Origin of the sequence: Christensenella hongkongensis (assembly GCF_000981035.1) — a bacterium.
In the GTDB taxonomy this organism is placed as follows: Bacteria; Bacillota; Clostridia; order Christensenellales; family Christensenellaceae; genus Christensenella; species Christensenella hongkongensis.
Genome location: NZ_LAYJ01000088.1, coordinates 85,760 through 99,070, shown reverse-complemented (window position 1 = coordinate 99,070; position 13,311 = coordinate 85,760). Strand labels below are relative to the sequence as shown.

Sequence of the window (13,311 nt, the reverse complement as noted above, 5' to 3'; positions counted from 1 at the left end):
CAATGCGAAGGGAACTGAAAGTATGCAGGGCGGTAAAAGAGCATATCCACGATTATCGGCGTGTGGGCTGAATTGCGGCCTTTGCCCGCGTTTTCATACGGACGGCGCGTCGCGCTGCCCGGGCTGCGGCGGGGAAGATTTTTTTGCAAAGCGTCCCTCCTGCGGGGTGCTCAGCTGCAATAAGCGGAACGGCGGAATCGAATATTGCTACCTTTGCAGGGAATACCCGTGTGGGAAATTTGACGGCGCGCAGGATAGCGACTCGTTTATCACGCACCGGAATATGCGGGAAAATTTTGAGAGAATCAGGAAAAGCGGGCTCAGTGCGTATCAGGCGGAGCTCGATGAGAAAGTCGCGATTCTGGAGGAACTGCTGGAACAGTATAACGACGGACGCAAAAAAAGTTTCTTTTGCCTTGCGGTCAATTTATTGGAATTGCAAGACGTCAGGGAACTGATGGCGCAGTTGAAACAGGAAGAAAAGCCGGGCAACACCGTAAAGGAGAACGCGGCCGTTGCAGTCAGGCTGTTTGAGGACATGGCAAAAAAGCGGAATATGGAACTGAAGCTGCGAAAAAAGAAGCATTGAAAAAGCCGGACAAAACGTCCGGCTTTTTTGCTCTTTTGTCCGGCAACCGGAGAACGGTTATTCTCCAAGGACTTCTTTAAGGTATTCGATACCCATACGGGGGCTTGAAAGTACGGGCGTTTTAATATGGGTAAGAAGCGGCAAAAGGACGGTCATGCTGCCCTGCGCCAAAACAACGACGTCGCATTCGCGTGCGGCGCGTTCCACTTCCCCGAGCACCATTGCGTTGTGGCGCTCCTTATCGCCCTGCTCGATGAGTATCATCATCGCGCCCTCCACGAGGTAACGGACGATCTCGATTTCCTTACCGGCTTGCTTTGCCGCATTTTCGATGAGGCCGCAGCTGGGGCCCAGAGTGGTTTCCACCGTGGCGATTACGCCGATTTTTTTACCCAGTCGTACCGCTTCGCGCGCCATTGCTTCGTCGATTTTTACAATAGGGATGTCGATCAGCTTTTTGAAATCCTCTGCGACCTCGCTTACTGACGAGCATTGGTTTAAGATTGCGTCCACGCCAAGCGACTGCGCGTTTTCATAATAGGAAAGCAGCCTGCGCCGCACTGCCTTTGTAACGCCTCCGTTTGCGTTGACCTCGGCGATCAGGCTGTTGTCGATGATCTCCCAGACCTTGACGTCTGGAATGATTTCCTTGCACAGCGCGGAAAGCTCCGTTGAAGAAACGGCGCTCGTTTGAACGATTGCGATTGATTTGCCCATTGATTTGTCTCCCGTTTACTATTTTTGTATTGTTTGAGTTTCCATGATCCCGGAAACGATGTTTTTGAGCGTATCCGGTTCCCCTACATTTCCGGGGAAGATGATATATGGCAGGCCTGAATACCGGCTTTCCGGGCCGAGCTTCCATACGGGGATGCCTGCCGCGGCCTGTCCCAAAACCCATGCGCGCTTTGCGCCGAGTGCGTTTGTGGCGATCTCGCTGCTTGTGATGCCGCCCTTTGCGATAATAAAGGAAGGCCGTACGGAGATGCGCCGTACGGTTTCTGTTACTGCGTTTGCGATACGAACGGAAAGCGCGAGTTTTTCTTCAGGAGACATTCCGATTGGATCGAGCAGTTTGCGCTTTGTATAAAGCACAACGGTCTCGCCGGAAAAGATTGCCTTTTCCGCTGCCCTGGAAGCCCGCCTGATTTCCGCAGCCAAAAGACCGGGCGAGAGCGCGAGGTCCGTATCGAGTTCTATCGGGCACAGGCCGTCGAGCTCAAGCAGGTTATTTAGCTGCTGTGTCGAGCGCGCCACATGGGAGCCGACGATCACAAGCCCGCCATGGGAGGAATCGCCGCGCAATTCTTCTCCCTGCAAAAAAGGCTTTGCGCTAACGCCTCCCAGCACGCGTGGCAACGCTGCGGCGCTTCGGAACAAAAAGCGTTTTCCCTGCCCGAGCGCTCCGCACAGGGCGATCACAAAAACCTCAAGATCGGAATATTCCACGGCATTGACGACCATGACGCCGCCGTTTAAATTCAAAAGTTTATTTTGCACCGCGTCAAGATTGCCGCGCAGCTCTTCAAGCGACACGCTGGAAACATCCGCAGCGCGGATCTTGCCCTGCGTTTTTTCCTCTATCCAATCCTTGAGATTGGAGGAACGGTAGCCAAACGTCGCATCCTTTGCAAACTCCGTTTCGCCTGCGGGAATATAATCGTCCCCTTGCTTTACATAGTGGATATCGCCCGCTGTAACACGCCCGCCTTCAGGAAAAAAAGGACAGATGATTTCGCCGTCCACGGCATATCCGCTTTTGGCAAGCTCTGCTTTAAGCGTGGCAGTCTCAAGGGGCCAGTGCCCGCGCAGGGTGGAATCCCCACGGCTGATGATCAAAAAACCGGTGCGCGCCGCGCGCGCGGCGCTACAGATGTTCTGTGCAATTTTACGGTGCTCACGCGCAGTTTTATCCGCGGAAAAGCTGCGTGAATTGGTGAGCAGGAAAAACAGATTTTGTTCAGCCTGCATGCCGGCCTTCACACTCTGCTCGTCATAGCTCGTAAAAACAGGAATATCGTGCACAGTCTGCGTGCCGGTTGGATCGTCGTCCAAAACGATAATTTTATTGTTTTGGCGGCTCAGGGCAATTTCGAGCGCCAGATCGGCACTGCCCGGTTTGCGTGGGGGGATACTGCAAAAATCTGGTTTCATAAGGACCTCTAAATTTCAATATTTGAACATTTGTTTTAAAATATGATTATTAATTCTAATGATAAAACCTAAATAAGCGATTGTCAAATTGTTTTTTTTCAGATATGATAGAGAAAAAAAGAGGCTGTGAATGCACACATGGCAAAGAGAGGGACGACACAAATGACAGGCAGGGACAAAGCGGGGCTGAATCAGTCGGTTTACCATGCGCTTGAAATCATTGATTATCTGACGGGGAAGGACTGGTCGCGCGTGAAGGATATTGCACAGGCGCTGGGACTCGATACGGCGCGTGTGCACCGGCTCTTGAATACGATGCTGCATATGGATTATATTGAATACGATCCCAAAACGCGGCTTTACCGCCTGGGCATGAAGTTCTATTCGATTTCCTATCATATGTCAAAAGATCACAGCCTTGTAAACGTAGCGCGTGAACATATGGAGTGGGCCGCGGGACAGCTGTGTGAAACGATCAATCTTGGCATGCTTTCGAGCAACCACATGGAGATGACGCACGTATACCGGCTTGATGGAAACGCAAAGGCGCTGCAGGGCCTGTCGCCGATCGGCAGCAGCAAATCCCTTCATGCGAGCGCGATCGGCAAAGCAATTCTGGCGTTTCGCCCTTTGCGCGAGCAGCAGGGTATTGTGCCCAGACTGGATTATGTGAAGTATACGGATACCACAATCTGCACGCAGGAGGGGCTTTTGGAAGAGCTGGGCGCGGTTGCGGAGCAGGGATATGCCGTGGACGACGGGGAATATCATAAGGATATGTTTTGTATTGCATACCCTGTGTTTTCCGCCGGGGGAATCGCAGAAGCGGGAATCAGCGTCACGACGCTGCGCCCCTGCCCGCCCGAGAGGCAGGAGCAGTTTAAGGCGGTGCTCGCACAGGCGGCAAAGCGGATTTCGGCGGCGCTGAAGCGCGGGTGAGGGAAAAAGGAATTGTTTACCTGCCCTGAAAGTCTTTACAAAGCGGATTATATGCAATATAATGGTAAAAACTGGAAATAGATCGGCGCAGAACCGACAAACGTCCTTTATGGTGGCCCACGAAGCGAGCGGGAGAGGGTGGAAGACCCGCGGCAACGCCATTTTGGATTATCACGTGTTTGCTAAACGCCGCGCGTCCCGCGCGTTACAGCGGGGAGGAGTGCTTTTCTGTGGTAAATAGCAGGAAAGAATTCAGGTGGTACCGCGAGCTTTCGTCCTGATGCAGGAGGAAGGCTTTTTTTGATGCGGCGCATGCCTGCCGGAAAAAGACAAATTGAAAGCAAAACCGTGAAAAACGGCTATAAAATAAGGAGTTTACGATGTATAAGAAAGTTCCCACCGATTTAAAATTCAACGAACGCGAGCTGGAAATCCTTGATTTCTGGCACGAGAACAAGATCTTTGAAAAGAGCATGGAGGAGAACAGGGGAAATCCTGAGTTTACCTTTTACGACGGGCCGCCAACGGCAAACGGAAAGCCGCATATAGGGCATATCCTCACGCGCTGCATCAAGGACCTGATTCCGCGCTATAAAACCATGCAGGGCTATAACGTGCTGCGCAAGGCGGGCTGGGACACGCATGGGCTGCCGGTGGAGCTCGAGGTGGAAAAAATGCTCGGCCTGGACGGAAAAGAGCAGATCGAAGAATATGGCGTGGAGCTGTTTATCCAGAAATGTAAGGAGTCCGTGTGGAAATACAAGGGCGAGTGGGAAAAGATGTCCGACCGCGTGGGTTACTGGGCGGATATGGAAGATCCATACATTACCTATGATAATGATTATATTGAATCCGTATGGTGGTCTTTGAAGGAAATTGCCAAAAAGGATTTGCTTTATAAGGGACATAAAATCGTCCCGTACTGCCCGCGCTGCGGGACGGCGCTTTCCTCGCACGAGGTGGCGCAGGGTTATAAGGACGTGAAGGAAACTTCTATCTTTGTGCGTTTCAAGGTAAAAAACGAAGATGCGTATTTCCTTGCGTGGACGACCACCCCGTGGACGCTACCGTCCAACGTCGCGCTGTGCGTAAACCCAAACGAGGAATACGTGCTTGCGCAGGATAAGAACAACGACCAGTATTACCTTGCAAAGGCGCTGTGCGAGCAGCTTTTGGGTGAGGACGCACATATCGTCAGCAAGTTTACGGGCAAGGAGCTTGAATATAAGGAATATGAACCGCTTTTCGATTTTGCGCGTACGGATGAAAAGGCATGGTATATCACGTGCGACACTTATGTTACCCTGACGGACGGCAGCGGTATCGTACATATCGCGCCCGCGTTCGGTGAGGATGATGCGAATGTTGGCAGGAAATACGGGCTTCCGTTCGTGCAGCTTGTAAAGCCGGACGGCACGATGAGCGAGGAAACCAAATGGCCGGGCGTATTTGTGAAAAAAGCGGACAAGCTGATCACTGAAGATTTGAAGGAGCGCGGACTGCTGTTTGCGGAGATGCCGTACGAGCATAGCTATCCGTTCTGCTGGCGCTGCGATACGCCCCTTATTTATTACGCGCGCAGCACATGGTTTATCAAGATGACCGAGCTGCGGGACAACCTGCTGAAAAACAATGCCAGCGTCAACTGGCTGCCTGAAAATATTCGGGACGGACGGATGGGCAACTTCCTTGAAAACGTCATCGACTGGGGAATTTCCCGCGAGCGTTATTGGGGAACGCCGTTGCCTGTCTGGGTGTGCGACTGTGGCGAAATCCATGTGGTTGGTTCGAGGCAGGAGCTTAGGGACATGGCGGAGCAGGAAGTATCTGAGGATATCGAGCTGCACAAGCCGTTCCTCGATCCGATTACGTTAAAATGCCCGGTGTGCGGGGGCAGCATGCACCGCGTGCCAGAAGTGATCGACTGCTGGTACGACAGCGGCTCCATGCCGTTTGCACAGTGGCACTATCCTTTTGAAAACAAAGAGGAATTCGAAAGCCATTTCCCGGCAAATTTCATCAGCGAGGCGGTCGACCAGACGCGCGGGTGGTTCTATACGCTGCTTGCGATCGGAACGCTGATTTTTGACAAGGCTCCGTTTGAAAACTGTATTGTGCTTGGACACGTGCAGGACAAGGACGGGCAGAAGATGAGCAAGCATAAAGGAAACGTCGTCGATCCGTGGAGCGTGCTGGACAGGCAGGGCGCAGACGCGGTCCGGTGGTATTTCTATTCGGCGAGCGCGCCGTGGTTGCCCTCGCGCTTTTACGACGAAGCGGTGAGCGAGATGCAGCGTAAGTTTATGGGTACGCTGTGGAACACCTATGCGTTCTATATCCTGTATGCAGATATCGACAGCTTTGATCCGACGAAATATGAACTGAAGCCCACAAACATCATGGATAAATGGGTGCTGTCGCGCCTGAATTCGCTTGTAGCATCGGTAACGGATGATCTTGACCATTACCGTATTGTGGAGCCGTCGCGTGAGCTGAATAAGTTTGTGGACGAGCTTTCCAACTGGTATGTGCGCCGCTGCAGAGACCGTTTCTGGGGAAGCGGGATGGAGCAGGATAAAGTAGACGCGTTTATGACGCTGTATACTGTGCTTGAAACAATGGCAAGATTGCTTGCGCCGTTTACGCCGTTTATGACGGAAAGTATTTACCAGAACCTCGTACGTACGAATGACAGGAACGCGCCGCAGTCCGTGCACCTGACGAGGTGGCCGGAAGCGGATGCGGCTCTGATGGATGCGCAGCTTGAACGCGACATGGACGCAGTCCTGAATGTCGTCAATCTGGGGCGCGCATGCCGCAATACGGCGAACATCAAAAACCGGCAGCCGATCGGCAAGATTTATGTGAGCGGCATCGACCATCTGGATGAAACGTTTCTGGAGGTTATCCGCGGGGAGCTGAATGCAAAAGAGGTAGAATTGGGCGCGGCCGCGGCGGAATACATTACCTACAATGTAAAACCGCAGATGCGTACGCTTGGGCCGAAATACGGTAAGCTGCTTAACGGCATTCGCCAACATCTGGCGCAGGCTGACGGAATGCTTGTAGTGAGCACGGTGAGAGGCGGCAAGCCTTATGAATTCCGCGTAGACGAAATGCCCGTTACGCTTATGGAAGAGGATATTTTGATCGAGCCGGCGCAGCGCGAAGGCTTTGTAGCGGAAACAAGCGGGGATTTTGCGGTGATTATCGATACGGCGTTAACGCCGGAGCTTATCGAGGAGGGCAATGTGCGCGAGCTGATCAGCAAGATACAGACAATGCGTAAAGAAGCCGGATTCGAAGTCACAGATAAAATCGAACTGTATGTGAAGGACAATGAAAAGATTACGGTAATCGTCCAGAACAACGAAGACCAGATCGAAAAAGAGGTGCTTGCGCTGGGCGTGCAGTATGGCAGGGCGGAAGGCTATGAAAAGGAATGGAATATCAATGGCGAGAAAGTCGTGCTGGGCGTGAAAAAAGCATGAGTTATAATGGAAAAGGCATACGGTAAGAAAAAAGGGCGTTAGGAATAACGCCCTTTTTTTGCTTTCAGATACTGGAATACGCATTTGCGGCGGAACGGCGCGGCTTAATAAGAGGCACAAAAAAACAGAATTGCATATTCAACACGATATATACCCGATTCATGTAATTTAATGGACAATATTTTTAAAATCAATATAATAATAAAAGAAAAAAGTGTATTCGGACCGTATTTATGGAAGTCAAAAAAGAAACCGTATGTGAAGATACCCTGTATATCATCAGGGAATATTACCATCTGAATACAGGGCCGCTGTTTGACGTGCTGGCCAGCGACTGCGTTTGGCTGGGAATAGGAAATCTTCTCGTTTCGGGTGCGGAAGCGATCAAGGCGCAGTTTCAAAACGGCTTTATTATGCCGCCCTTTGAGCTGGAAGAACCGAATTTCCGGCAGATCGAAACGGGAAGCGAAGACCAGCTGATGGTGCTTGGCGGATATACGCTCTATGCTTCCGGGCAGGCGGATATGATCTGTACGGCGAAGCAAAGACTGACGTTTTGCTACCGGAAGGAAACGGGCGGATACCGCCTGTACCACATGCACGTCTCCAATGAATACAGCGAGCTGGTGGGAGAGGAAGTTTTTCCCGTACAGGTCACAAAACAGACTTACCGGTATGTGCAGCGTCTGCTGAAAGAGAGCGGGGAAAACAATAACCGGCGGCTTGCGGTAAAGACAAACGGTTCGCTCTGCTTTGTAGATACGGGAATGATTCAGTATATTCAGGCGCTGGAACGGGAAAGCATACTGTATTTGGTAAACGAGCACAGGCAGGTGCAGGCTTCCATCAAGGAGCTGGAAGCGGAGTTGCCGTCTCATTTTTACCGGCTGCACAGGAGTTACTTTATCAACTGCGATTATGTGGCGAAAATTGAGCGGTATAAGCTGACGCTGATAACGGGGGAGGAGCTTCCGGTGCCCAAAATGCGCTACACTCAAATACGGGACGACATTACGAACATCATAGGGAAAAAGGAAAAGAAAGGCTGAGGATGTATTCCGCAGCTTAACTGTGCGCATGGAGCCTGCCAGCCGGTTTCCTGCGGACGAATCGGAGGGCTTTTTATTTGGATGGGAAGAACGAGGAGGACAAAACATTGAAAATAGCCAAACGGATTTTAGTAATTTTGCTTGCGGCTGTCCTGCTGTTTGCGGCGGCGTGCAGCGTGCAGCCGCAGACGGAGAATAGCGCGGCCCCGTCCGCGTCGGCAGAGGGGAGCGCGCAAGCCGGAGCGGAAGAAAGCGCGCCGGGCGCGGCGTGGACTAATTCGGATATTTCCGGGAGCGTGACGGCGGACACCAAGACAGATCCAAAAGACGATTTCAATGCGGCGGTCAATCAGGAATGGATGGCAGGGACGGAGCTTGGCACGCAAATGCAGGCAAGCACCTTTACCGAGCGCAGTAATGAAGTGATGGCGCAGGTCATGGCGCTCATCACAGACGAGTCGCAGACGAGCCATGAGGCGCAGCTCGTGCGGGAATTTTATAACGACTATGTGGATATGGAAAGCCGCAACGCCCTTGGCATGGAGCCGGTTTTGCCGCTGCTCGGGGAAATCGAAGCGATTGAAACGCTGGACGATTTGACAGCATACCTTGCGGACTGGGGGAACCTCGCGGGCGCGCCGGTGAAAGCGGATATCGCGGCGGATTGGAAGGACAGCACGAAGAATACCGTTTACATCGGGCCGTCAGGCTTCGCGCTCTCGGATGCGGACGAATATAAAAGCATAACGGACGTAGGGCAGCGGACAAAAGACGCGGAGGAAGTGATGCTCAAAAAGCTGCTTGCCCGCGCAGGATATTCGGAAGAAGAAGCGGCAGGCCTTTGGGAAGCGTTCTTTGCCCTTGAGACGGAGATCGCGCAGGCGTCGATCGGGAACGCGGAGGGAGCTTCCGCTGACATACGCGACAAGGCCTATAACCCGAAGAGCGCGGCGGAGCTTGCGGAGATGTCGCCCGATTTCCCGCTCATGGAAATTCTGAAGCCCTATACGGAAGGCGGCATCGACCGCTTCATCCTGACCGAGCCTGAATGGCTCGCGAAGATGAACGGGTTGTATACGGAGGAGAATCTGGAGGCGTTCAAGGCGTGGCTGATTTATCAGACGCTGACAGGCGTGGCGGGAATGCTCGATCAGGAATGCCTTGATATCATGACGGAATACAGCGGCGCGAGAATGGGGAGCACGCAGATAGAGCTGCCGGTGGAGCAGCTTGCCTACCAGGCGTGCTCCACAACGTTCGATATGGCGATTGGCAAGCTGTACGCGGAGAACTATGTGACGGAAGAGACCAAGCAGGACGTGACGGAGCTGGTAAACGACGCCGTGGCGGTGTTCCGGCAAAGGCTTGAAGAAAACGAATGGCTGGGCGATGAAACCAAAGCGAAGGCGCTCGAAAAGCTCGATACGCTCAAGGTGCGCGTGGCTTATCCGGACGACTGGTCGCTGTACGATTATTCGGATTATGCGCTGCCGGAGGATGGCGGGATCATAGACGACATGCTCGCGGTGCGGGAAAAAAGTATGTCGGAGAAGGTGGACAAGGCAAAGGCGGAGATCGATAAGGACCTGTGGATGACCTCTCCGCAGGAAGTAAACGCTTTTTACCAGCCGACGGATAATTCCATCAATATCCCGGCGGGCATTTTGGGCGGGGATTTTTATGATCCGGACGGAACGGTCGAGCAGCAGATGGGCTCGCTCGGTATCGTCATCGGGCACGAAATCACGCACGGGTTCGACTCCAACATGGGCAGCCTTTACGATAAGGACGGAAACCTCTCCAACTGGTGGACGGATGAAGACCGCGCGGCATTCAAGGAACGCACGGACAAGGTGGGCGCGTATTACGCGAGCATCGAGGTGCTTCCCGGAAAATATATCGACGGAGACTATACCATCGGCGAGACGGTGGCCGACCTCGGCGGGATGTCCTGCATGCTCGAGCTCGCAAAGGGCATGGACGGCTTCGATTACCAAACATTTTTTGAAAGCTGGGCAAAGGTGTGGAAGTTGCAGGAATCGGAGGAGACTGCTGAATATATGCTGCAAACTGACACGCACGCGCCGGGCTATCTACGCGCAAATGTGAACGTGCAGCAATTTCAGGAGTTTTACGATGCGTTCGGCGTAGAAGAGGGCGACGGGATGTACCTCGCGCCGGAGGAAAGGCTCTCCGTTTGGTAAAAAAGTCATGAGAAATACAAAAAGGGGAAGTGAAAAATGGAAGCTGTACGTAAAATAAAACAGTTAAAAATATGGAACGGCATCATGGTTGCGGAGGTCGCCTTTGCGGCGGTACTCGCGGTCTGGTTTGCGGCGGCGGGGGAACTGCCGTTTGGCATGAGGATGGAAGCGTGGATCGCCTCCATGCCATGGATCCTGCTCGCGTGCATGTTTGCCTATACTGTGCTGACGGCAATACAGACGGCGTTTGGATTCCGTGCGGTAAAAGATGCGAAAAAGGGAAAGAAATGTTATATGGTCGGGATGGCCGCGTGGGTCATATTGACCAGTATTTTTATTCTTATGCTGGATGCCGAAATCGTGGACTGGGCGATATTTTTTATCCTTTTGGTTCCGGCAGCCATTCATTCCAATACGGCCAATGAAATCGCCAAATTGGGCTGAGCGCTCAGAATAAACTGGAAAAGGAATGTGGATATGAAAAAACTGGTCAGAGTTCTGCTTTTCACGGTATCGTTTGTTTTGCTTCTGCCGCTGACCGCTTTTGCGCAGGCGGCGCCGGATTACGTGATCAAAAGCGAAGAGATCACGATTCAGGTCAATGAGGACAACACATACGATATCTCCAAAAAAATAACGGCGGATTTTTCTCAGAGCGTGGGAGAAACGCACGGCATTACGGAAACGGTCCCGGTGGATATGAAGCTGCGGCGCATGACGGACGGGCAGTATGAGGAATCGGGCGCGCACGCTGTTGTGACGGATCTCGAGGCCAATGTTCCGAGCGAAGTCTCACGGGATGGGAACAATATGGTAATTCGCCTCGGCGACCCGGACGAGACGGTGACGGGCGTGGTGGAATATGAATACAGCTACCGTTACGACATGGGGCCGGACACGCTTTCGGGTGCGGACGAGTTTTACTACAACCTTGTGAGCCCGGAAAACACGGTTCCCATTGAAGAGCTCAGCTTTACGATCGAGCTGCCAAAGGCGTTTGACGCGGAAAAGCTCGGCTTCACCACCGGAGCGGCGGGAAGCGGCACCTATGACGAAAACGCCCTTACCTATACGGTGGAGGGGAATACCATTCGCGGTGAGATGGCAAAAACGGTAGAAAGCGGCTATGGCGTAGGCGCGCGCATCGAGCTGCCGGAGGGATATTACGCAGGCGCGCGTTTGGCATTCTCCTACTTCATCCCGGCGCTGTGCACGGGCGGCGCGGCCTTTGTGCTCGTGGTCATTTTGCTCGCGGCCTCCGGGAGGCGGCGCAGCGAGGTAGAAACGGTGGAATTTGGCCCGCCGGAGGGCATGAACAGCGCGGACGTCGGGTATATCATCGACGGCGAAACGGATAACCGGGACGTCGTTTCCCTGCTTATTTTCTGGGCAGACAAGGGCTTCATCGAGATACACCAGCCGGATGAAAAAAACATGACGTTCAAAAAGCTGAAAGATCTTCCACAGGACGCGAACGATTACGAAAAGATTTTGTTCAGCAAAATGTTCGTGCTTTCGGACAGCATTGACGTGAGAGATATGCGGTATGAGTTTGCCGATACGGTCAACAGTGCGAAAAAGAGGATCAGGGCAAAATACAATACCGCTCAAAACCGTGTTTACACGAAAAAGTCGGTTGTGTTCCAATATCTTTCGACTTTACTTGCGGCAGTTCCCATTGCGGCGGTCACGGTAGTTGCGGTCTATCTTGACAGCATGGAGCTGCTTGCCGCTATCATCATGGGAGTCGTGTTCATGGGGTTGATCGGCTGGCTGGGCGCGCTGCTGATCAGCGATTCGGTCAGCAAGCGGAAGTCGGATAAAAAGTCTGCACGTGCTGGAAAAATGATCGGTGGGATATTGATTCTCGCGGGACTCACGGCAGCTTCCTGCCTGTTGTTTTCCACTTATCTGGGATGGTGGGTTGTGCTGCCCGCAGCGGCGGCGCTCATCATGTCCCTATTGTCCGGCCTGATGCCCAGGCGGACGGAGCAGGGCGCGCAGTGGGCAGGGCGCATCCTTGGACTGAAACGCTTTATTGAAACAGCGGAAGCAGACAGAATCAAAACGATGGTAAAAGACGATCCGGCCAGCTTTTATCACATTCTGCCCTATGCGTATGTGCTGGGTGTGACGGACGCATGGGCGAAGCGCTTTGAGAGCATCGCGCTCGAGCCGCCGCACTGGTATTACGGCTATTACGGCGGCACATGGTCTGCGCTGTATTTCACGCGGTCGCTCCACCGGGGCATGCAGACCGCGCTGGCGAGCATGGCGGCAACGAAAAGTTCGGGCGGCGGCAGCGGATATGGCGGCGGTGGTTTCTCGGGCGGCGGCGCGGGAGGCAGCAGCTTCGGAAGATGGTAAGACAAAGCGGGGAGAGTTTGATTTGATACGGAAAATCGTGGATTTTGCGGAAGGGATCAAGGCAGAAAAACTGCTTAAGGTTGCGGGCGTTCTGCTTTTCATCATTGGCGCGCTTGACGCGGTAGGCGTGCTTTCCTTTTACCTGCTTGGAATGAATATGGTACTTTCTTACCAACCCGATTGGAAACTTGTGCTTCTCGACGGCGTCATGCCGGTAGTAGAGCTTGTGGCGGGCGGATTTGCCTTTTATTTCATCCGGCATCCGCAGAAGCATTTGGGAGCGTCCATTATGGCGATGGTTATGGTGCTCCTTTCGACCTTTATGGCAAACCTGTTCACGGATTTTATGGAGAAAGCGTTCGTTTATGTTTCGTTGGTTCCTGCTTACCTGTACCTGTTTGGCGCGACCAAGCTAAGGGAAAGAATCAAATATAAGGATTATGCGGTGTATAAAGAATTTTACGAGCAGCACCGCAAAGAGAACGAATAAGGGAATTATATGAAAGGCCGGCCTTCCA

The 13,311-nt window shown here is 52.8% G+C and carries 10 protein-coding genes; 8 read left to right on the top strand and 2 right to left on the bottom strand.

The genetic code is table 11. The annotated features are described in order from the left end of the window. Positions 1-22 precede the first annotated feature (22 nt). Positions 23-589: a DUF3795 domain-containing protein gene (locus CHK_RS06815; protein ID WP_046443279.1), complete on the top strand. Its 567-nt coding sequence runs from the start codon at positions 23-25 to the stop codon at positions 587-589. Between the two features lie 57 nt (positions 590-646). Here CHK_RS06815 and CHK_RS06810 read toward each other — a convergent pair whose 3' ends face one another. Both CHK_RS06810 and CHK_RS06805 read right to left on the bottom strand, forming a co-directional pair. Beyond that, a complete protein-coding gene (locus CHK_RS06810; protein WP_046443278.1) occupies positions 647-1,306 on the bottom strand; it encodes an aspartate/glutamate racemase family protein in 660 nt (219 codons plus the stop codon). Between the two features lie 18 nt (positions 1,307-1,324). Then, the gene (locus CHK_RS06805) at positions 1,325-2,743 is read right to left on the bottom strand and encodes a four-carbon acid sugar kinase family protein (RefSeq protein ID WP_052740432.1); all 1,419 of its coding nucleotides are present in this window, start codon (positions 2,741-2,743) and stop codon (positions 1,325-1,327) included. A 138-nt stretch (positions 2,744-2,881) separates the two neighbouring features. On the opposite strand from CHK_RS06805, the gene CHK_RS06800 reads away from it, so the two are divergent. The 7 genes from CHK_RS06800 (at position 2,882) to CHK_RS06770 (ending at position 13,283) form a co-directional block, all read left to right on the top strand. Next, positions 2,882-3,682 (top strand): IclR family transcriptional regulator, encoded by an 801-nt coding sequence (locus tag CHK_RS06800; RefSeq protein ID WP_082103441.1) that lies wholly within the window; start codon positions 2,882-2,884, stop codon positions 3,680-3,682. 380 nt (positions 3,683-4,062) lie between these two features. Next, positions 4,063-7,173: an isoleucine--tRNA ligase gene (gene ileS / locus CHK_RS06795; protein WP_046443276.1), complete on the top strand. Its 3,111-nt coding sequence runs from the start codon at positions 4,063-4,065 to the stop codon at positions 7,171-7,173. Positions 7,174-7,406: 233 nt separating this feature from the next. Then, positions 7,407-8,222 (top strand): LytTR family DNA-binding domain-containing protein, encoded by an 816-nt coding sequence (locus tag CHK_RS06790; RefSeq protein ID WP_046443275.1) that lies wholly within the window; start codon positions 7,407-7,409, stop codon positions 8,220-8,222. 107 nt (positions 8,223-8,329) lie between these two features. After that, entirely contained in the window at positions 8,330-10,426 is a 2,097-nt protein-coding gene (locus CHK_RS06785) for a M13 family metallopeptidase (protein WP_160295607.1), read from the top strand. A 36-nt stretch (positions 10,427-10,462) separates the two neighbouring features. Beyond that, on the top strand, positions 10,463-10,870 hold the full coding sequence (locus CHK_RS06780) for a hypothetical protein (protein WP_046443273.1): 408 nt from the start codon (positions 10,463-10,465) through the stop codon (positions 10,868-10,870). Positions 10,871-10,903: 33 nt separating this feature from the next. Continuing rightward, positions 10,904-12,793, top strand: coding sequence for a DUF2207 domain-containing protein (locus tag CHK_RS06775; RefSeq protein WP_046443272.1), 1,890 nt, complete (start codon positions 10,904-10,906; stop codon positions 12,791-12,793). Further along, complete coding sequence (locus tag CHK_RS06770) at positions 12,735-13,283, top strand: hypothetical protein (RefSeq protein WP_046443271.1); 549 nt, start codon at positions 12,735-12,737, stop codon at positions 13,281-13,283. The genes CHK_RS06775 and CHK_RS06770 overlap by 59 nt, the downstream gene beginning before the upstream one ends. Positions 13,284-13,311 lie beyond the last annotated feature (28 nt).